At 47.2% G+C, this 21,133-nt stretch carries 14 protein-coding genes; 6 read left to right on the forward strand and 8 right to left on the reverse strand.

Going from position 1 to position 21,133, the window contains the following annotated elements:
• Positions 1–137 precede the first annotated feature (137 nt).
• From Q8M98_03730 to Q8M98_03765, 8 genes are all read right to left on the reverse strand, one after another.
• Positions 138–794: a hypothetical protein gene (locus Q8M98_03730; protein ID MDP3113867.1), complete on the reverse strand. Its 657-nt coding sequence runs from the start codon at positions 792–794 to the stop codon at positions 138–140.
• Between the two features lie 53 nt (positions 795–847).
• Positions 848–1,369, reverse strand: coding sequence for a lytic transglycosylase domain-containing protein (locus tag Q8M98_03735; GenBank protein MDP3113868.1), 522 nt, complete (start codon positions 1,367–1,369; stop codon positions 848–850).
• Between the two features lie 8 nt (positions 1,370–1,377).
• Entirely contained in the window at positions 1,378–1,863 is a 486-nt protein-coding gene (locus tag Q8M98_03740) for a ferritin family protein (protein MDP3113869.1), read from the reverse strand.
• Positions 1,864–1,957: 94 nt separating this feature from the next.
• Positions 1,958–2,575 carry a helix-turn-helix domain-containing protein gene (locus Q8M98_03745; GenBank protein MDP3113870.1) on the reverse strand — a complete coding sequence of 206 codons (618 nt, stop codon included), beginning with the start codon at positions 2,573–2,575 and terminating at the stop codon, positions 1,958–1,960.
• Entirely contained in the window at positions 2,563–3,342 is a 780-nt protein-coding gene (dapF, locus tag Q8M98_03750) for a diaminopimelate epimerase (protein ID MDP3113871.1), read from the reverse strand. Before dapF ends, Q8M98_03745 begins: the two co-directional genes overlap by 13 nt.
• Positions 3,323–4,084 carry a 4-hydroxy-tetrahydrodipicolinate reductase gene (gene dapB, locus Q8M98_03755; GenBank protein ID MDP3113872.1) on the reverse strand — a complete coding sequence of 254 codons (762 nt, stop codon included), beginning with the start codon at positions 4,082–4,084 and terminating at the stop codon, positions 3,323–3,325. Before dapB ends, dapF begins: the two co-directional genes overlap by 20 nt.
• A gap of 4 nt (positions 4,085–4,088) precedes the next feature.
• Complete coding sequence (locus Q8M98_03760) at positions 4,089–5,213, reverse strand: M20/M25/M40 family metallo-hydrolase (GenBank protein ID MDP3113873.1); 1,125 nt, start codon at positions 5,211–5,213, stop codon at positions 4,089–4,091.
• A gap of 154 nt (positions 5,214–5,367) precedes the next feature.
• Positions 5,368–8,310 carry a T9SS type A sorting domain-containing protein gene (locus tag Q8M98_03765; GenBank protein ID MDP3113874.1) on the reverse strand — a complete coding sequence of 981 codons (2,943 nt, stop codon included), beginning with the start codon at positions 8,308–8,310 and terminating at the stop codon, positions 5,368–5,370.
• A 719-nt stretch (positions 8,311–9,029) separates the two neighbouring features.
• Between Q8M98_03765 and Q8M98_03770 the strand changes: the two genes are divergently transcribed.
• The 6 genes from Q8M98_03770 to Q8M98_03795 all read left to right on the forward strand — a co-directional run bounded on the left by Q8M98_03770 (position 9,030) and on the right by Q8M98_03795 (position 21,056).
• Positions 9,030–12,533, forward strand: coding sequence for a helicase-related protein (locus Q8M98_03770; GenBank protein MDP3113875.1), 3,504 nt, complete (start codon positions 9,030–9,032; stop codon positions 12,531–12,533).
• A complete protein-coding gene (locus tag Q8M98_03775) occupies positions 12,530–13,558 on the forward strand; it encodes a virulence RhuM family protein (protein ID MDP3113876.1) in 1,029 nt (342 codons plus the stop codon). Before Q8M98_03770 ends, Q8M98_03775 begins: the two co-directional genes overlap by 4 nt.
• Positions 13,555–16,467 carry a DUF1156 domain-containing protein gene (locus Q8M98_03780; protein MDP3113877.1) on the forward strand — a complete coding sequence of 971 codons (2,913 nt, stop codon included), beginning with the start codon at positions 13,555–13,557 and terminating at the stop codon, positions 16,465–16,467. Before Q8M98_03775 ends, Q8M98_03780 begins: the two co-directional genes overlap by 4 nt.
• 15 nt (positions 16,468–16,482) lie before the next feature.
• On the forward strand, positions 16,483–17,844 hold the full coding sequence (locus tag Q8M98_03785) for an ATP-binding protein (protein MDP3113878.1): 1,362 nt from the start codon (positions 16,483–16,485) through the stop codon (positions 17,842–17,844).
• A 12-nt stretch (positions 17,845–17,856) separates the two neighbouring features.
• Positions 17,857–20,697 carry a DUF499 domain-containing protein gene (locus Q8M98_03790; protein MDP3113879.1) on the forward strand — a complete coding sequence of 947 codons (2,841 nt, stop codon included), beginning with the start codon at positions 17,857–17,859 and terminating at the stop codon, positions 20,695–20,697.
• A 62-nt stretch (positions 20,698–20,759) separates the two neighbouring features.
• Positions 20,760–21,056, forward strand: coding sequence for a hypothetical protein (locus Q8M98_03795; protein ID MDP3113880.1), 297 nt, complete (start codon positions 20,760–20,762; stop codon positions 21,054–21,056).
• Positions 21,057–21,133 lie beyond the last annotated feature (77 nt).

A 21,133-nucleotide genomic window follows, 5' to 3' on the forward strand; every position in this document is an offset into this window, starting at 1 on the left:
AAAAGGAGAGCCGGGTTATGCTACATATTGCGTATTTGCGCATATTGGGATGCCGAATTGCGATTCGGCTGTGGTGAATCGCAATTCCCCACCCCAATGGGAAACGGAATTCCCCACCCCATGCTTGACACAGCTTATTACATGCCCATGTTTGGGGCGCTTGGGAAAGCTTCCGGGAAGATCATTCTCTTCAGGACGGTGCTATCCGTTTTGCGTTTGGCAAAGGCTTCGCGGTCGGTCTTCCAGATGTTGATATACTGCATGATGGCGTTGAACTTTTTGGCGCCGTTGGATTTGGTCTGTTGGTCGATCCAGTCCATGTCGTCGATCATATAGTTCTGAAGGTTAGTGGGGCTCATATTTTCATAGAAGGTCTTTCCCAGGAAGTGTTTGGGAAACTTTTCCAGATTGGGGCAGATGACGATGACGCCGGTGTTTTGCTTGACCTCTTGGTTGAGCATTTCCTCCACGTATTTGCCAAAGACGATATAGCCTTTCTTTTCGCGATGCGTTTCGGGGCAATAGGTGATCTGCGCAAGGTAGGTGGCTTTGGGATTCTGCGCTTTGGGTGTGTTTCTCAGCACATTCAAGTCCCCGCCAAAATCGGATCTTTGATCACGCACAAAGTCCGTGGTCGCCACCCAGATGGATTTCATGTTGGTGGTGCAGTCATCGACGTTCTTTTCTTTGTCCAGGTTATAGAAATAGGGCAGCGCCAGCACAAAGATCAAGGCGGCAAACAGTATGATACTCAGTATGGTATATACCGAGATTCCCTTCTGGTTATGCAACATAAGTTACTCCTGAATGTTTCATGCTATTACCAGATTTTAAAGCGCGTTTCCCGTCAAGCCTTTTTTGCGGGAGGGAGGATTTTGTTGATGTAATTGTAGGTTTCCGGGATGTCCTTGAAGCGGTGACGATAGTCCTGATTTGGATCAATAGCTATATTTCGCATGCGTTTGGACACCTTGGTTTCGCCCCAGTTGTAGGCGGCGAGGATGAGAGACCAATTGCCGTCGAAACGCTTACTCAAATACTTTATGTACTTTGCGGAAAGGCGCAGATTGTATAGCGGAATGAAGAGCATACCGCGTTTGTGCTTTTCATGGATGTAAAACGCGGTGGATTCGCGGATCTGTCCCAAACCAATGGCGGAACGAGGCGAAATCGCGAAACTTCGAAAGGCGCTCTCCGTGCGGATCAACCGATAGAAGATCACCGGATCGATGCCATAATAGATCGCCACGCCGACCGTCATCAAGCGGATGGAAATGGGATTGAAAAGCGTGATCAAAAGCACCAAAAGCAGAACCGCGAACCCGGTCAAGAGTTTCTTGGTTCTGCCTTTGGTTTTCTTTTTGGACATGCGGAAGCTTATTTGAGATTCTTTTTGAAGTCGTTCAGCTTGAGGACGTGGGAGACCTCTTCGTTGATGATCCGGCGCAGGATTTCCTTGGCGTGGGGATCGTTGATCGTGTCGTTGACTGCGTGGAAATAGAGCAGGGTGTCCTTTTCAAAGGTGATGGCGTGGTCGATGACGCCATAGATGTCTTTGGCTTCGGCGGCTTTTTTGATGGCGGAAAACTCATTGTGAAAGATCCTGCCATCCACGATGGTTTTCAGATAGGCGGTGACGAGTTCCCAATCCGGGGAAAGCTCGAGGACTGTCATGTCCATGTCATCCCTAAGGTTGAGGAAGGTCTTTTCGTGGTTGAGTTCCTGATCTCTTAGCAATTCAAGGAATTCGATCGCTTGGAGATCGAGATCCTTGCGCTTGGTGGCTTCGTGATAGAAAGCATAGCCGTTGCGCTCGATCTGAACAGCCATTTCGACGATTTCGTTTACGGAATAGGTTGGCATAATTCCTCCCGGGTGTTTTGATATTTCTGTTATGGATATGATGTTCTGGTCTCGGGATTTGGCAAACTGAAAGTGTGGCGTTAGTTGAGATTTATCATTGGGTGAGGACATTGATCGGGCTGTTGCCCAAAAGGTTGCCCATATAATCCGTGGTGTCGCTCAGGGCTTTTTTTGTGCCGTCTTTTTGTTTGCCGACGGGTTCGCTATATATGGTTTCGCTCAATTGGCGCATCTTCAATCTGAGGGAGTCCGGTTTGATCTCTTGGGTGGTTTCCTTTTCGGCGGCGAGGTTTTTGTCCGCCGTTTCGGTTTTGAAGAGTTCGGGAGTCCTTAACCAATCTTGCATGTAGGCATAATAGACAAATGATGCCAGGACGAGGGCGAAGATGACGATGCCCACGCTCCAGAGAAAGTTTGTGGAAAGAAGTATCTTGCTGTGCCGGACGTTTTGGGGTCGGGCGTGGCTGGTTTTGGTGTGTTCAGGCATCATAACACTCAGCTCCGCCATCACTTCCGGAACGTCGGCTTCCAGATAACGGGCATAGTTATAGACGATTGCCTTGGCGACGCCATAGGGTCCGAGGTCGAAAAAGCGGTTTTCCTCGATCAGTTTGATCTGTTCAGGGCGGATGCGGATATCGAGAAAGATGGCGCGGTAATCCAGTTCTTTGCTTTCGCGCAGATCATGCAGATGCTTGCCTAAATTTTCCATTGATACGCTCCGCTGAATGTTTCCGAGACTTCTCCCCCGAGAACGCATTCGCCGCTTTCCAGATATTGGATGCTGACCGCTCCGCCGGGCATGTTCACCGTCACGCGTTTTTTGAGGATACCTTTTTCCATGCCGCAGAGAACGCAAGCCGCCGCTCCGGTGCCACATGCAAAAGTTGCGCCCACGCCGCGTTCCCAGATTTTGATCTCGATCTCTTCACTGGAAATGACGCGGACAAAATGCGTATTCACCGCTGAGGGCAGATCCGGGTGCCGTTCAAAGACGGGTCCGTAGTGCAAATGGGGATCATCCTCCAAAGGAAGGTCAAAGCAGACGAAATGGTGGTTTCCGACGTTGACGAGGCAGCCATTGATCCCTTCTACGACGATCATTGGAGAAACGATGAAGGGTTTGCCGAGGCTGACTTGGACAGTGTTATTTTCGATCAGGATAGGGCGGATGCCGGCATCGGTGGCAATCTCTGCTTCCGTGATTCCGGAAAGCTCCTTCAATAGGCGGGAAATGCAACGCAGAGCCGATCCGCACATGAGAGCGCGACTACCATCGGAATTGAAGATCTGCATCTTTGCCGCTGCGATTTCGGAATCCAAAAGCAAGACCAAGCCATCCGCTCCGACGCCGAAACGCCTGTCGCAGATGTCTTTCGCCAAGCGTGCGGCATCGAAATCCGCTTCCTGATGACCAAGCAGATTGAGGATGACGAAGTCGTTGCCCTGAGCCTGCATCTTAATGAAGGGAATCTGCAAGGATCTCCTCCATCATTTGATTGAAACTATAAAAGCCCTTGCGCCCTGATATCCATTTTGCCGCCTGCAAAGCTCCGAGGGCAAAGCAGCTGCGGTTGCGCACCCGATGCACGAGTTCGACGGTATCCGCTTCGGAATCGAAACCCACGGTGTGGGTTCCCGGTATTCTGCCTCCGCGGACGCTGGCAAAATGCAATTCATCCTCTTCTATCCTGCGGTCGAGCTTTTCATAGACCGCTTTGTTCTTGCGGCTGCTGTGGCTGATGATGGCACGCGCGAGCTGGATGGCGGTGCCGGAGGGGCTGTCCGCTTTTTGGTTGTGGTGCAGTTCATAGCCAAAGACGTCATAAGTCGCGAAGGGATCAAACAAAGCCGCCGCCTGTTCCACGATGCGGGTGAAGAGATTCATCCCGATGGAGAAATTCGCGCCAAAGACGATCCCGATCTTGTATTCTTCCGCCAGGGCACGCACTTCACTGTGATGTTCGTTCCAGCCGGTAGTGCCGATCACCATGGATTTCCCAAGTTTGGCAAGCTGGCGGACGTTTTCCAGAACCGCGGAGGGGTGACTGAAATCGAGGCAGACGTCTGCACCGCGGACGCTTTCTTCGGTGATTGCGTCAAATTGGACATCCTGATGGGGATCGATAATGGAAGAGACGTTGCACTCCATGCTTTCTGCCAGAGAGTGGATCATTTTACCCATCTTGCCATAGCCGACTATCGCGATTTGATCGATCATTTTCCTATCCTTCGCTGTGCAGGCGGATCAGCATATTGATGAACTCAACTCCGCGCTGCAGCTCTTTGATTTCGATATCTTCTTCGACGGTGTGCACCTTGTTCATGCCGGTGCCGCAGATGATCATCGGCAAGCCTTGTCCGTTGAAGATATTAGCATCGCTGCCTCCGCCGCCGACCGTGGTTTCGGCAGTGATTTGAAGCTTTGAGAGCGCGTCCAATGCGAGCTGCACCACTTTCTGATCCTCCGGAATGCGGAAAGCGGCATATTCCTGATGCATCACAAATTCGTATCCTGCAAAGCCGAAATCATAGTGATGCCGCTGCACCGCACTTTCCACGGCATGACGAATATCGAGGCAGACCTGTTCAAGCTTGTGCGGGTTGTGGCTGCGCGCTTCACCTTTGAGGATCACCTTGTTTGGAACGATGTTTGTGGAGGAGCCGCCATTGATGACCCCCATGTTGCAGGTGGTTTCATGATCGATCCTGCCCATGGGCATTGAGGCAATCGCTTCGGCGGCGACGCAAATGGCATTGATGCCTTTTTCAGGTTCCACTCCCGCGTGCGCTTCCTTGCCGGTGATAGTGATGCGAATGGAGTTTTGCGCCGGTGCGCCAAGGAGAAGATCGCCGACGCGATGCGCATCCAAAGCGTAGCCAAAGGCGGCTTTGAGCAAGCTTCGATCAAAATTCTTCGCTCCCAATAGACCGATCTCCTCGGATACGGTGAAGAGCACTTCGATGGGCGCGAGCGCGATCCCGCTTTCCTGCGCTTTCTTGATCCCGAAAAGGATCTCCGCCACGCCGGATTTGTCGTCTCCGCCAAGCACTGTGCTGCCATCGCTGCAGATGCGGTTTTCACAGATCTGGGGATGGATTCCCTTGCCGGGCTTGACGGTATCCATGTGTGCGCAGAAAAGGATCGGAGCGATATCCGCTCTTCCGGGAAAACGGGCAAGGATGTTTCCAGCGTTTCCGCCGATGATAACGTATGCGTTATCTTCCACCACTTCCGCCCCGAGCGAAAGCAGGTCTTCCTTGACGGCATCGACGACGGCGCGTTCGTCCAGCGATTCGCTGTCGATGGTGACAAGCTGCATAAAATAGCTGACGATGTCTGAAAGCATGATTAGCCTCTATATTTATCTCTTACGACCATGCAATTTGGGCTCTTGCTTTTTGTCAAAAGAATTATTGCCGAAAGAGGTCAACTCCGCCCTAACAAAGAAAAACCCCGGGTAATATCTTTCCCGGGGTAGATTCGGAAGTTATGATAAAACGCTATTTTGCCAGCACCATCTTCTTGGTGATGAGCTGGGTTGAAGTGCTCAACCGGTAGAGATAGATTCCGCTTGCTGCTTTTCTTCCTTGTTCATCCAATCCGTCCCAGAGAATGCTGTGGTTTCCAGCGTTCAGAGTGCTATCTTTGAGCAGTGTTTTGACAAATTGCCCTTTCAGGTTATAGATTTTCAGACTTGCCGTATCCGCCTTGACCAGGTCAAAAGCGATGGTAGTGACTGGATTGAAAGGATTGGGATAGTTCTGGTATAACTGCGGCAAAGCTGCCGGGGGGCTATATTCATCGTCGTTGTCCACCGGAAAGCTGGATATCCTGATCGCTAAGATCGAGGAAATAAAGCCATCGCATCTAAACACTCCGGCACGCGCATCTGACCAAAGCAGCATGGCGTTTTCTCCGATGACCGCTGCGCTGATCCCTCTTTGATCGTAAGGCGCGTCGCAAACTACTATCGGAGCATAGCCCACTGCCTGTCCCTGCGGATTGATATGGCGGATAAATATGTCTTGCCACCCCTCTTGGTCAAGGCTGTTCTCAGACCAATAGCAGGTCATCTTTCCGCTGGCATATTTGAGCAGAACTGCTCCATCGCAGTTATCAAGCTCGGAGCTTATGAGGTTTCCAGCTTGGGGATAAAGCAATGTGCCGGAAGAAGATATCTTTTGCAGACGCAAGTCCCATGTATTGGAAAAAAACATATAGACAAACGTGACCGCTTCGTCATAAACTGCGTCCATGACCCACAAATTGGCTCCCAGGGCAATGCCGTTATCACCCCACTCACGCGTTCCGGCGGAGCTGATCTTTTGGACAAAGACGTTTGGTGTGTATAAAAAACTGATGAAGACGATCAGGTCATCTCCATTCAAACCACATTCGACTATCCCCTGATTGTCGGTGTTGTCTTCCGAGAGCAGAGAAACGCCCGCGGCGCTCCAACCCGCTTCCGGATAACCGTTAGCGTTCATCAGCAGTGCCTTTACACTACTTTCCGAAGTCATTTCGTCTAAGCGATGTTTCCAAAGAAAGTATCTACCCCGCACTGTGGAAAAACACACGCCGCCATAATCAGCATGTGATGCAATCACGATCCCGTTTTCACCCCACATTTTCTGTCCGCCGGAGACGCGTTGCCCTTTGACCAGTCTCGCATTCGAGATATTTTCGCTCCATCCGATATAGATGTCCCCATCGGAATAGCTCAGATCAACGCTTGCCTCCAAAAAACTACCGGAGGCGATGATGATTCCTCTATCCGGATAGATCGTCGTTCCGTTGTGATCGATTTTCTGGAGATAGCATTTCATCACGTTTTGCACAGGAGTGGAATAGAGAATTGCGACGGAGTTATCCGGCAGTCCGATCAAGCGGAAATAGGAATCCTCTCCCGGAGCTAAATTCAACGCTCTGCCGTTTGCCTCCAACTGCGGATTTAGGTCTGAATAGCTGATCTGATAATAGATTTTGTGTTCATTGCTGCGAGAGTCTATCCAGGCGCTGAAGTATTTGTCGTTCATGGCGATCGTGTTGCCTCCGGCTGCCATTCCATTTAGGACATCGACCACCGGAAGCCCGCCTTGGGCAAGATACAAAGTGCCGCCGGTACTGACTACCTGGCGGCGGATAAGCTTTTTCACTCCGGTAACTTCCTGCCACAAAAACATGGCACGATCGGCAAAGGCGATGCAGACGGGGCTTTGCACCCACCGGTCGGCGATGCTCAGTTGCATCCCCCCGGTAGCCCATTGCGGAGTGCCGGAGGAGTCAAAATGCTGTGCCTTCACCTGTAATTCCTGATCGTCATTCTGAGACAGAATCCAACTGATCCAGGCTTTACCGTTGGCATGCACGCTCAGGCGCTTTTGACGGATAACGAGACCTTGACCGCTGCAGATCTCGATCCCTCCCGGAGTCCAAAGCGGAGCGAAGCTGGCGTCCAGCTTCTGGATCATAAATCTTGAGATCCATGTGTCGGTCACATCATTCCAGATGATCACCAGCCCGCCATCGGGTGTGCATTGAAGTTTCACGGCATCGTCGCCATAATAGACCGGGGCTATGCCGGTATTTACGGCTCCGGGCAGCAGCAGGTTGCCGCTGTTGTCCATTTTATGCAGATACAGCACATTTTCGTAATCTGTGAATGTAGAGAATAGTATGAACTCGCCACCCACGCCCGGTGTGATCGAATACTTGCCTCCGGGAAAAGCCGCAGCCGCCAGCATGGGGTTGTTCCCGATCACTTCTCCGGAGGGGGAAACGCGAAGTAAATGATTCCCCGCCTGGCTGATTTTAACGTTTACGATCGCTCCTCCGCTGCCGTCTCTCACCGCTGCATCTATCGAAAAGTAAGTGCTGAAACTGTGAATAGCAGCTCCTCCGGCTTGCCAAAGCTGATTGCCCCAGCCGTCCAGATTCTGTCCCAAAAGAATATTCGCTCCCATGATGTTCCGGAAAAAGACATAGGCGCCACCGTTTGCGTTTGGCACCAAACAGTGTCTGTAATAATAAGCGACGGTATCCGTGATCTGGATTCCGCCTGCGGGCCATAATAGCTGTCCGTTGGAGGTAAACTTTTGCACCCAGATCGTGACCGGGGATTTGATTGGACCATCTTCCCACATGATGATGAAGTTATTGTCCGAGCTGGGAATCACCGCGTTGATGGTTTGTCTTCCGGGTTTGAGGACGATCGGCAATGGCTGCTGCCACAACATTTGTCCGGAAGAATTGATCTTCTGGGCATAAATGTTCAGATCGCCGCCTATGGTGTCCTCCCAGAGCACAATCTCGCAATTATCCGGCGTGCGGATGTGATGCGTGTTCCAATGGATGGTCCTTCCCTCGCGGATGGCAATTTCCTCCGCGGAAACCGAACAAGCCAAAACCAATAGCAACAAAGCCGTGAGCAGCAAAATACGCATGAGAACCTCCAGGTGCTTTCGCGATGACATAGCATGTAGCAAATATTATTCCATCTTTGGAAGAATATCCCAAAAAGGAACATGGAATTACCGACGTCCCCGTCGGTTCATGCGCGTCCGCCCCATCATTGACGACACAACATCATGTAGTATAGCATAAAGTTTCACAGGGTGATCAGCAAATCATCTTCTCTCTTTATACATATTGTGTCCTCCACCCCGAGCTATCTTGTGTCGCCACTGATGGGATTGCGGCGTTGGAACCGACGGGGACGTCGGTAATTCCATATTCATTCCACCCTTTTCAGGACACCTCATCTCTCATCTCTCATCTCTTATCTCTCATCTCTTATCTCTCATCTCATCTCTCAGCTCTCATCTCGGGACATCTTCCCCCTTTGCATTACGGAATCAATACGGAGTCATTACGGACTAAGTCCGTATTGACTCCGTAATGCTCACGGGAAGGGATAGATGCGCTATTAAGTATCATGTTGCCACACAGGGAGATATGTCAATTTAGTCCATCTATCCCAAATTGCTTCGGTCAACAACGCTATCTTTCTTACATTTTTCCATTGACAACCAAAGTCCCTTCGGTATTTTGAGACTTGGTATGTGTTTATCAAATTACTGATTCGATTTACATCTTTGGCAGGGCTTGTATCAAGCCTGAAAAGCATGAAGCGAAATCAGGCAAGATACTATCGGGAATAGGTATGATCAGATTAGAAGACATAAAAGCAGGAGCCCTGATTCAGGGCTTGGAACCGGGAGAAGTGGTTCGCATTGTGACGAGTGAACCCATCGGAACTAATGCGCTCACAGTTTATTACAAGAAAAACGACGGCGCCCTTTTAGAACGTCTGATTTACCGCACTGACGAGATCAATCTTGCACTGGCAGTATCCGGTCGTCCTTGGTCATTTGATGCGGCAGGTGCTGATTTTAAGCTGGCTGTGGAGGCTTGCCGGATCAATCTCGCATATCTCTTTGACCCTATGATGGCAGTGCATACTTCAAACATTGAACCCTTACCTCATCAAATCACCGCAGTTTATGAATCCATGCTTCCCAGGCAACCGTTGCGCTACATCCTTGCTGATGATCCCGGAGCAGGAAAGACGATCATGGCAGGGCTATATATGCGGGAACTTATCATGCGAGCCGATGCCAAACGCATATTGATTATTGCTCCCGGTTCATTAGTAGAGCAGTGGCAAGATGAAATGTATGAGAAGTTCGGTCTGGATTTCTTTATATTTTCTCGTGATATGGAAGCCCAATCTCATAGTGGAAACCCCTTTGAGGATTTTGATTACCTGATTGCCCGGATAGACATGGTTTCTCGTGATGAAGAGCTGATGGAAAAGCTGAAACTCACCTATTGGGACTTGGTGGTGATAGATGAAGCCCATAAGTGTTCTGCATCATGGTTTGGCAATGAACTAAAGAAGACCAAACGCTATAAACTTGCCGAAGATGTGGGCAGCATCACCCGGCATTTCCTTTTGATGACGGCTACACCTCATAAGGGCAAGGACGAAGACTTTCAAACCTTCCTGGCACTACTTGATTCTGACCGCTTCTATGGCAAAACTCGTGATAGTGCACAATCTATAGATATTTCCGACCTTATGCGTAGAATGGTAAAGGAAGAGCTGCTCAAATTTGATGGCACTCACCTTTTCCCTGAGCGGAAAGCCTATTCAGTCTCGTATAAGCTTTCAGATCTGGAAGCTGAGCTATACCTTGCTGTTACTGAATACGTTCGTGAGGAAATGAATAAGGCAGACCGACTGGAAGGCAAGCAAAGGAATACCATCGGCTTTGCACTTACAATTCTGCAACGCCGTCTGGCATCGAGCCCGGAAGCGATATACCAATCTTTAAAACGCCGGATGGAAAAGCTGACCCGCAGATTGGAAGAGGAAAAGCTCATCCTGCGAGGTGAACTGATTCGTAAGGCAGATGATTTGGACGTCCCGGAAGACCTTGACGATTTGAATAGTGAAGAGCAAGAAAACATGGAAGAGGAATTGGTCGATAGAGCTACCTCTGCTCAGACCATCCAAGAATTTGAGCATGAAATCATCATCCTGACCAGACTTACCAAACAAGCAAAAGAGCTGCGTGATTCAGGTCTTGACCGCAAGTGGGAAGAGCTTTCCAACCTCTTTGAGAACAACCCACATATACGAGAAAAGAGCGGTCGTTATCGCAAGCTCATAATCTTTACCGAGCATCGAGATACCTTGAATTATCTCCATAACCGGTTAAACGATTTGATTGGCAATCCAGGTGCCGTTATCATCATCCACGGTGGTGTCAAACGAGAAGAACGGCACAAAGCTCAGGAGCTGTTCCGAAACGACCCCAGAGTTAGTATTTTGCTGGCAACTGATGCTGCCGGTGAAGGTGTGAACCTCCAAAATGCCAACCTGATGGTCAATTATGACCTACCCTGGAATCCCAATCGCATTGAACAGCGCTTTGGACGTATCCACCGTATTGGTCAGCAGGAAGTCTGCCATCTCTGGAATATGGTGGCAATGGAAACTCGGGAAGGCGATGTATTCCTCAATCTCTTTAACAAACTCGAAATACAGAGACAAGCTCTGGGTGGACGTGTATTCGATATCCTCGGTGATGTCTTTGAAGAAATAAGCCTGCGGGATTTACTCATTGAAGCCATCCGTTATGGAGACGACCCTGTCGTGCGAGCCAGGCTCTTTGAAGTGGTGGAAGGCGTGCTCGATACCGAACATATCAAAAACATCCTCAACCGCAATGCCTTGTGTGAGGAAGTGATAGACGAAAAGCGCCTTTTTTCAGTAAAAGCAGAGATGGAAAAAGCTGAAGCCAGGAAGCTGCAGCCCTATTTCATTCGTGCCTTCTTCAGCAAAGCCTTTGAACAACTCCGTGGTGAGCTTCGAGCACGTGAATCCGGCAGATGGGAAATCACCTATGTTCCTGCCAACATTCGTGAAAGAGATCGACAGATATCAGGCAGAAACCGACGTAATATGAATCCCGTCACTACAAAGTATGAGCGTATCTGCTTTGATAAACAGTTCGTTCGGTTAGCCACCCGGGAATTGGCAATGGCAAGTTTTATCCATCCCGGACATCCACTCATGATGGCTGTAACGGATTTGATGCTGGAAGCGCATCGAAACAAACTGAAACAAGGCTCTGTGATGCTCGATCCCAACGATGATGGCATAGTGCCCAAAGCACTGATTATCATCGACCATGCTATCAAAGAAGGTTATAATCGGGATCGATGCGTCTCCCGTCGGATGCAGTTTGTAGAAATCACTCCCGAAGGAGTTGTCAGTAATTCCGGTTGGGCACCCCATCTCGATCTTGAACCCATTTCAGATAGTGATTTAAATCTGATCAAAGGCATCCTCTCGTCTGAATGGCTATCAGAGAATTTGGAACAGGAAGCTCTTGCCTATGCCACTGCTCAGCTTGCACCAGAACACTTTAGTGAAGTGCAAAGCCGCAGAGAGCAGCATGTTTCCAAGACTCTAACTGCGGTGCATCAAAGACTAATCAAAGAGATAAACTACTGGTCGGATCGCAAAATCAAGCTGCAGGATGATTTGGCTGCCGGAAAGCAAACCAGAGTTAACATAGATAACGTAAATCGTACCATAGATGAGCTAACTCATCGGCTTGAATCCAGAAGCAAAGAGCTGAAAGAAATGCGCCATATCGTCTCAGAAACACCTCATGTCATTGGCGGTGCTTTGATCATTCCTGCTGGTTTGATAGCTCAAATCAAAGGTGAACCCAACTGGTCTGCCGATGCAGAAGCTCGTAGCCGGATTGAACTGAAAGCCATGCAAGCTGTGATGAATTACGAGAAGTCACTTGGATGCGATGTTATTGATGTTTCAAGTAATAACTGTGGTTGGGACATCACCAGCATTCCACCGATGCTGAATGGTCGCTTACCTGAGACCAAGCACATCGAAGTAAAGGGAAGGGTCAAAGGACAATCCACGATCACAGTTACCCGCAACGAAGTTCTCTATGGCTTGAATCAGGCAGATAAATTCATCCTGGCGATTGTCGTCATAGATGGTGATGACTTTGAAGGGCCTCACTATATCCGTAATCCTTTTACTCTGGAACCTGATTGGGCAGTAACCAGCATCAATTTGGATATAGGCAGTTTGCTGAATAGGGCATTTAATAATGAGGGTTTATGAATAAGGATATAGCAGCTTTTAAACCAGAGTTTTGGGTTTATAGTTCAGAAGATGGAACTATAAAAATCCAAGCCAATCTGAAGGGCGAAACTCTATGGCTTTCGGCTTTACAAATGTCGGAGCTTTTTGGCATAAACATTTCTGGCATTAGAAAACACCTAAAGAACATCTTTGATAGTGGAGAACTCGAGCGGGATTCAGTTAGTGCAATTTTTGCCTTAACTGCTAGTGATGGGAAAACCTATAAGGTAGAACATTACAACCTTGATGCCATCATATCTGTGGGTTACCGTGTGAATAGCATCATTGGCACCAGATTCCGCATTTGGGCTACTCAGCGCTTGAAAGAATACCTGATCAAAGGCTTTACGATGAACGATGAGCTTTTGAAGCAAGCTGGCGGCGGCTCTTATTTTGACGAATTGCTCTCCAGAATCAGGGATATCCGCTCCTCTGAAAAGGTCTTTTGGCGTAAAGCGCTGGATATCTATGCTACCAGTATCGATTATTCTCAAAGGGCTGAAGTCTCCCGCGATTTCTTCAAAGTAATCCAAAACAAAATGCACTGGGCAAGCCACGGTCACACCGCTGCAGAGATTATCTACCAGAGAGCCGATGCAGAGCTGCCAAACATGGGCTTAACGAATTGGCCCGGATCAAAGCCACTTAAAGCAGACACAGAAATTGCCAAAAACTACCTCAATAAAGAGGAATTGGATATCCTTAACCGGATCGTAAGCATGTACTTGGATTTTGCTGAATTGCAGGCATTGAACAGAACGCCCATGTATATGAAGAATTGGATTGTGAAGCTGGATGAATTCCTAAAGCTTAGTGGAAGAGATATTCTGGGACACTCAGGAAATGTAAGTCATGAAAAAGCCCTGCTCAAAGCCCGCTTGGAATATGATAAATGGCATCACACAGAGCTTGAACAGCCTTCGGATGCTGACAAACACTTTGTGGAAGCAATGGACGAAGTTAAACAGATTACCAACCAAACCAAGCCTAAGAGAAATAAATGAGTGAATACAAAGTTAGAGCACCCAAGAAGCTAATAGAAGTAGCGCTTCCTCTCAAAGAAATAAATGAGGCTTGTGTCCGTGAAAAGTCCATCCGGCATGGTCATCCTTCTACTCTGCATTTGTATTGGGCAAGGCGACCTCTTGCTGCTGCCCGAGCGGTTCTGTTTGCTCAATTAGTCAATGACCCCGGCTGGGATGAGGCGTTGCAAATCGGTAAGAAACGTAAAACCGATGCCAATAAAGAGCGTGAACGGCTCTTTGAGATCATCCGCAAACTGGTGAAATGGGAAAATACCAATAACGAAACAGTATTGGAAGAAGCCAGAGCTGAGATTCGTAAAAGCTGGAAAGTAACCTGTGAACTAAATAAAGACCATCCCGATGCGGCAACCCTCTTTAACCATGATAAACTCCCCGCTTTCCATGATCCCTTTGCCGGGGGAGGTTCCATTCCCTTGGAAGCCCAACGACTTGGCTTGGAAGCTTGGGCAAGCGATCTGAATCCGGTAGCTGTGCTGATCAATAAAGCCATGATTGAGATACCACCTATGTTTGTGGGCAGACGTCCAATTGGACCTATCCCGGAGCATGAAAAACAGATGGAGATGGAAAGATATACGTGGGGTGGAGTTAGCGGCTTGGCAGAGGATGTCCGCAGATATGGACATTGGATGAGAGAAGAAGCATATAAACGTATTGGACACTTTTATCCTCCAATCGAAGTGACTCCAGAAATAGTGAAAAATAGACCTGATTTAAGTCAATATAAAGGAAAGCATCTTACAATTATTGCCTATATTTGGGCAAGAACTGTTAAAAGTTCTAATCCGCTCTTTTCGCATGTCGATGTTCCATTAGTATCAACTTTTCTATTATCCGACAAGGTCGGTAAAGAAGCTTATATTGAGCCGATTATTGATGGAGATAAATACGATTTTAAAGTCCGTGTTGGTATGCCAGATGATATTGAGACTGTAAAGAAAGGTACTAAGGCAACTGGCAGGACATCTAATTTCTATTGCTTGCTATCTAATACTCCAATAGATGGGAAATATATCAAATCAGAAGGTCAAGCTGGTAGAATAGGCACAAAACTAATGGCATTAGTAGCAGAAGGAAAGAATTGTAGAGTGTATCTTTCTCCGGATGAGCATCAGGAGATGATAGCAAAATCCGCAGTTCCCACTTGGAAACCAGAGCAATATCTTGTTGGTAAAAGTGCAGATCAATTACCTTTATATGGGATGAAACAGTATAAAGATCTGTTTTCAGATAGGCAGTTGATGGCGCTAAATACTTTCTCAGAACTAATCCCTGAGGTAAAGCAACTTGTATCAACGGTAGAGGGTTCAATAATTGGGTACAAAGTTGATTCTCCTCTAATTATCAAAAACATTGGGGTATCATTTTTAGAAGCGATTTCATTATATTTAAGCTATGTTATTGATAAATGCACTGATTATTGGACTAATGTATGTAGTTGGCATATTAGTAAGTCATTAATCAGAAATACATTTGGTAGGCAGGCAATAGCGATGGTATGGGACTATGCAGAAACTAATCCATTCAGTTCTTCTTCTGGCAACTTGATTTCCATGTTAGATTGGGTATGCCAGGCAATTAAAAAATTACCTGCTCAGCAACATGGAATAGCAGTTCAATCTGACGCTGCTATTCAGGATATCTCAGCTAACAAAATTGTCTCGACTGATCCCCCATATTATGATAACATTATGTATGCTGATTTATCGGATTTTTTCTATGTTTGGCAGAAACAATCACTGAAATCAATCTTCCCATATTTATTCACTACTTTGGCAACCCCCAAAGAGAACGAACTTGTAGCCTCCCATTATAGACACAGAACAAAGAAGGAAGCAGAGCAGTTTTTTCTGTCTGGCATGATCAAGGCTATGAGCAATATCTCTCATCAATCGCATCTAGCGTTTCCAGTAACTATTTATTATGCCTTCAAGCAATCAGAGACTACCGATGGTGGTAGTTCTTCTACTGGGTGGGTTACTTTTTTAGAAGCTGTTATTGAATCAGATATGGCAATTGTTGGTACTTGGCCAATGCAAACAGAACTTGCAAACAAGGTAAGTGGTATTGGCAGCAATATGCTTGCCTCGTCAATTATCCTTGTCTGCAGAAAACGCGGTGATAATACTCTTAGCATCTCCCGAAAGGACTTTCTCCGTAAACTTAGCTCATCGCTGCCAATAGCCCTGGACGCCATGATCAATGGTAGTGAGACCTCAAGCCCTGTTGCTCCGGTTGATTTAGCGCAAGCTACCATTGGGCCCGGAATGGCAGTTTATTCCAAATACAAAGCAATCTTAGAATCTGACGGCAGTCCAATGACGGTACATACAGCGCTTATTCTCATCAACAAAGTTCTGGATGAGTATTTCAAAGAGCGGGAAGGCGATTGGGATAATGATACCCGTTTCTGCCTGCAGTGGTTTAGCGAATATGGTTGGAAAGAAGGTGCTTATGGTGAGGCGGAAGTGCTTGCCACGGCAAAGGGGCTTTCTGTCGAAGGTGTGCGTGATAGTGGAGTTTTGATTGCCGGCAGTGGTAAAGTGCGCCTGTATCGCCCGGCTGAGTATCCCTCGGACTGGAATCCACTTAAAGATGACCGAACTCCAGTCTGGGAAGTATTGCATCAGCTAATCCGGGCACATCAAACCAGTGGCGAATCTGCTGCCGCAGAGATAGCATCGGCAGTTCCGCAATTAGCAGCAACTGCCAGACAGCTTGCTTTCCTGCTATATACTTTGTGCGAACGTCAAGGCTGGGCAGAAGATGCCAGACCCTATAATGATCTTGTCACTGCCTGGCTTTCCATCGAAAAACAAGCTCAGGATAGAGGTATAAAAGGTGATCAGATTGAGGCTGAGTTTTAGTAGTGAGGAGATATCATGCTGAGGATAGTTGAACTGCTTGCCCGGGAAGAAGGCAAGACTCTGGAATTCAAGCGTGATTGCAGTTCGCTTGATCCGATTGTCAAAACAGTGATAGCCTTTGCCAATACTGCTGGTGGCCAAATTCTGATTGGGATTCGAGATCAGAACAAAGAGATAGTTGGGGTTGAAGATCCTACCAGCGATGAATCCAGGTTGTGTAATGCCTTCTCTGACATGATATGCCCACAAATGATCCCCGACATAAATATAATAAACTACAGGGGATTATCCCTTCTTTTGATTAGCGTCCCTCATCTCAGCGGACCGTATTACCTTAGATCGGTTGGCTTGGAGCGTGGTGCATATATCCGTTTGGGGTCATCAAACCGTGTGGCAGATGTGGACATGCTTGAAGAGCTCAAACGCCAGGCACAGAATAAGTGTTATGACGAAACTCCTCTGCTCGGAATGAACTCGGAACAAATAGACTTCCGAGTAGCTTCCGAGTTGTTTGCCAAGCATGGTAAACTCATTGATATGAATAAGCTTGCGAATATAGGAGCTCTGCAATTACATGGTGAGAGGCTGGTACCAAGTATTGGAGGACTACTTCTATTTGGCTTAAACAAAGCAACGGAGTTTCCCGATGCAAAAGTTAAATGTGCCAGATTCAAAGGGACCGTGAGTACTGAATTCGTGGACAATCTGGAAACCAGTTCGGGCTTGATAGATGCTGTGGATGAAACTATTGCATTTATCCGCAGACACTCCAAACAGGGGCTGGAGATTGGCACCATCGCCCACAAGGTAATCTCGGAATATCCTGATATAGCTATACGGGAAACGGTTATAAATGCCATTGTTCACACCGATTATGCTATCAAGGGGATGAGTATCAGAGTGGGAATTTTTGATGATAGAATTGAAATCACGAATCCTGGAAGCCTACCCTTCGGGATTAGCATGGAGCATTTATTCTCTGGTGTATCCAAGCTGAGAAACAGAGTAATCGGCAGGGTATTTCATGAACTGGGCTTGATTGAGCAATGGGGTACAGGTATTTCCAGAATCAAAGAAACCTGTCGCCTGGCAAATCTTCCCGAGCCGCGCTTTGAGGAACTTGGCGGGAGCTTTAGAGTAACTCTATATTCTAGTTCTCAGCCACATATTGCTAAACGGGGATGGGAGTTGCAGCTTGTGGAATACCTGCAAAAACATCAGGAAATAAGCTCAAAGCAAGCAGCAGACCTTTGGGGAATAAGTGAAAGGGCTGCCAGAACGAAGCTAAAGGTTTTGATTGAGGATAGAGTCATTACCAAGATCGCCACCAACCCCAACGACCCTAAAACTGTATATGTATTACAATCTTGGAATTGATCAGGAGACAACATGATAAAAGCATGGCGAGACATCGCAATTCCGCATCAGGACGTGCTGAAAGGCACTTTCAAACAATCAGAATTTGCAGCAGACCTTTCACGAGTGCATACCGGTGATGCCGGTGAAGAATACCAAAACCCGGTTATGTTCTTTCAAAGAACCTTTATCACAGAAGGGATGAGGTTGCTTTTAGATTCAGTTATCCAGCGTCTTAGCGGCAAAGATGGTGACCCGGTCATACAATTACAAACAGCTTTTGGTGGTGGGAAAACGCATACCATGCTGGCTGTTTACCATCTTGCCAAGGGCGAAACACCCTTATCTGAATTGCAAGGCATTCCACCTATTATTGATAAAGCCGGTATCACTTCATTACCTAAATCGAAAGTAGTAGTAATTGATGGAAATAATCTCAAACCTGGAAGTACTTGGGTTAGAGATGGAATTACAATTAATACTCTTTGGGGCGAACTTGCCTGGCAATTGGGTGGAGCAAATGGCTATGAACTGGTCAAACAATCTGACTTGAGCGGAACTTCTCCCGGCAAGGAAGATTTGATCACACTTCTCAAGCAATATGCACCCTGTGTGATCCTGGTCGATGAATTGGTGGCATATATACGTCAATTTGAACCCGGCAAGACCTATACAGGTGGCAGCTATGACTCTAACATCTCTTTTATCCAAGCTCTGACCGAAGCTTTAAAAACAGTACCAAATGCTCTAATGCTGGTTTCCTTGCCAGATTCCAATCGGGAAGCCGGAAGCCAGAATGGAGTCAATGTACTCAGAACTCTGGAGCATTTCTTTGGACGCATCCAAGCACTGTGGAGACCGGTAGCTACTGAGGAAGCTTTTGAGATAGTCCGTCGCAGGTTATTTTCCAATATCACTGACCAAGCTTCAGTGGAAGAAACCTGTCGAACCTTTGCAGACTATTATATCGCCAATAAGAACGACTTTCCCAATGAAACGCAGGAAGCCCACTATTATGAACGATTGAAACAGGCATATCCTATCCATCCGGAGATCTTTGACCGTCTCTATGAAGACTGGTCATCTTTGGATAACTTCCAGAGGACACGCGGAGTATTGAAACTGATGGCAAAGGTCATTCACAAACTCTGGATAGACGATCATAAAGACCCGCTGATCATGCCCGGTAATCTGCCGCTGTATGATGCTGATGTACGAAATGAAACTATTTATTACCTACCCCAAGGTTGGGATCCTGTATTGGAAAGGGACATTGATGGTTCTCGATCTGAAACTGCCCATATTGAGAGGAACGAAGCCAGGTTTGGTCAGTTACAGGCTTGCAAGAAGCTGGCACGAACCATCTTCTTTGGAAGTGCTCCCCACGCTGTGGCTTTGCATTCCGCCCGATCTTCACGTGGAATCGAATACAATAGAATCCTGCTTGGTAGCGTCCAACCAAATCAGGTGATTGGAATCTTCAAAGATGCCATGAATAGACTGGTGGATAAGCTGCATTACCTGAGCAATGCTGATAACAAACTGTTTTGGTTTGATACGCGTCCTAACCTCAGGCGGGAGATGGAAGACCGCAAACGCCGCTTTAATGATAAAGACGATGTCGTGCCGGTAATCAAAATAGAACTTCAGCGGTTGCTGCCCAATGGCTGTTTCGACGGAATCCATATTTTCACACGTTCTGATGATATTCCGGATGATTACTCGCTTCGGCTGGTTATCTTGCCACCTGATGCCTATTATCTACGTTCTGGAGGCAGCCTTGCCATTGACGGCGCGCCGAATAGTGATGGAGCTAAAAAAATACTCACAAACCGGGGAGAACAACCGAGACTGAAACAGAACCGACTTATCTTTCTTGCTGCCGATGGGGACGTTGTAGGCAGGTTGAAAGACCAGGTGCTTACATTGTTGGCTTGGGATTCCATTCTCAAAGATATTCAAACCGTGAAACTCAATCTCGATCAATACCAAAGCAGACAAGCAAAGACCGGATTTGAAGATGCTAAGAAGTCATTGGATCGAATTGTAAAAGAAACCTATAAATGGATATTAGTGCCAGAGCAGGTTAAAGTGCCGGGAGATAAGTTTGAGCCTTTTACGATCAATCCGAGTGTGCCAAATATTGTGGAAGAGATTGAACGGATTCTCAAAGAAAGCGAGCATCTGATTACTGGGTGGGCGCCGATTCATTTGCATAACCTGCTCAAGAGATGGTTCTGGAAGGACGATGTCAAAGAAGTGAGAGCTAAGGATATATGGCATAGCACCTGTTGTTATCTGTATCTGCCAAGGCTCAAGAATGAAAACACATTCTCGAATGCTATCAATGCCGGAGCTGAGAACAGAGACTTCTTTGGTTTGGCTTATGGAAAGGAAACAGATAAGTATATTGGGTTCTCTTATGGAACGCTCGTGTCTCCTGTGTTTGATAGTTCGCTGCTGCTAATCGACCCTCTGTGGGCAGCGGAGTATCAGGCTAATAAGGTTGTGATGGTTGGTCCTCCAAATCAACCATTAGTTGGCACTGAAACAGGTGGAAGAGGTATTGGTGGTGCGACAGGTAGTGGCACTACTCCTCCCGGAGGCGTTGGCGGTGGTGGAGCAACACCCATTCCTACAGTTATACGAAAACACTTTTATGGGAGAGTGGATTTGAAACCAACCCGTGCAAAAGCGGACTTTGCTACGATTGTGGAAGAGATTGTCCTGCATCTGATTAATAGCCCAACGGTTATTGCCGGCATCAAAATCGAAATCGAAGCAGACTGCCTTGAAGGGTTTGACGAAGCCACCCAGCGCACGATCAAAGAGAACTGCAATACACTCAAGTTTGATTTGAGTGAGTTTGAGTAAAATTTATTTTACCAGTTCAAATCATATAAGATATGAAATTAGCATCTAAATGCGAGGGATGAATGAATTTTAACGAAATTTGGACAGGTGCGAGATGGTGGAAATTTGACATCCAAACGCATACTCCTGCTTCTGATGATTATCCGATTAAAACTGATTCACCAGAAGAATGGCTAATAGCTTATATGAAAGCTGGAATAGACTGTGTTGCAATTACAGACCATAATTCAGGAGATTGGGTTGATAAGCTAAAACAAACCTATTTGCATATGCAACAATCTAATCCATCCGGGTTTGGATATTTCGGAGTAACTGAGCCATGTGTTTCGCCTAATGAGAGCCATGCTCTCGGAAAATAGAGCCACTCAATTCGCTGATCAGAGCCAGTATGGCTTATACTATTAGATAGCAATCAGTTGTGCCATATTGTAGATGG

Source organism: Candidatus Cloacimonadaceae bacterium, assembly GCA_030693415.1.
GTDB lineage: Bacteria > Cloacimonadota > Cloacimonadia > Cloacimonadales > Cloacimonadaceae > JAUYAR01.

Coding starts and splice junctions, on each gene's coding strand:
- Q8M98_03770 (MDP3113875.1), top strand. CDS start 9,030: ATGATCAGATTAGAAGACATAAAAGCAGGAGCCCTGATTCAGGGCTTG.
- Q8M98_03730 (MDP3113867.1), bottom strand. CDS start 794: ATGTTGCATAACCAGAAGGGAATCTCGGTATATACCATACTGAGTATC.
- dapB (MDP3113872.1), bottom strand. CDS start 4,084: ATGATCGATCAAATCGCGATAGTCGGCTATGGCAAGATGGGTAAAATG.
- Q8M98_03775 (MDP3113876.1), top strand. CDS start 12,530: ATGAATAAGGATATAGCAGCTTTTAAACCAGAGTTTTGGGTTTATAGT.
- Q8M98_03740 (MDP3113869.1), bottom strand. CDS start 1,863: ATGCCAACCTATTCCGTAAACGAAATCGTCGAAATGGCTGTTCAGATC.
- Q8M98_03785 (MDP3113878.1), top strand. CDS start 16,483: ATGCTGAGGATAGTTGAACTGCTTGCCCGGGAAGAAGGCAAGACTCTG.
- Q8M98_03760 (MDP3113873.1), bottom strand. CDS start 5,213: ATGCTTTCAGACATCGTCAGCTATTTTATGCAGCTTGTCACCATCGAC.
- Q8M98_03790 (MDP3113879.1), top strand. CDS start 17,857: ATGATAAAAGCATGGCGAGACATCGCAATTCCGCATCAGGACGTGCTG.
- Q8M98_03795 (MDP3113880.1), top strand. CDS start 20,760: ATGAATTTTAACGAAATTTGGACAGGTGCGAGATGGTGGAAATTTGAC.
- Q8M98_03745 (MDP3113870.1), bottom strand. CDS start 2,575: ATGGAAAATTTAGGCAAGCATCTGCATGATCTGCGCGAAAGCAAAGAA.
- Q8M98_03735 (MDP3113868.1), bottom strand. CDS start 1,369: ATGTCCAAAAAGAAAACCAAAGGCAGAACCAAGAAACTCTTGACCGGG.
- Q8M98_03780 (MDP3113877.1), top strand. CDS start 13,555: ATGAGTGAATACAAAGTTAGAGCACCCAAGAAGCTAATAGAAGTAGCG.
- Q8M98_03765 (MDP3113874.1), bottom strand. CDS start 8,310: ATGCGTATTTTGCTGCTCACGGCTTTGTTGCTATTGGTTTTGGCTTGT.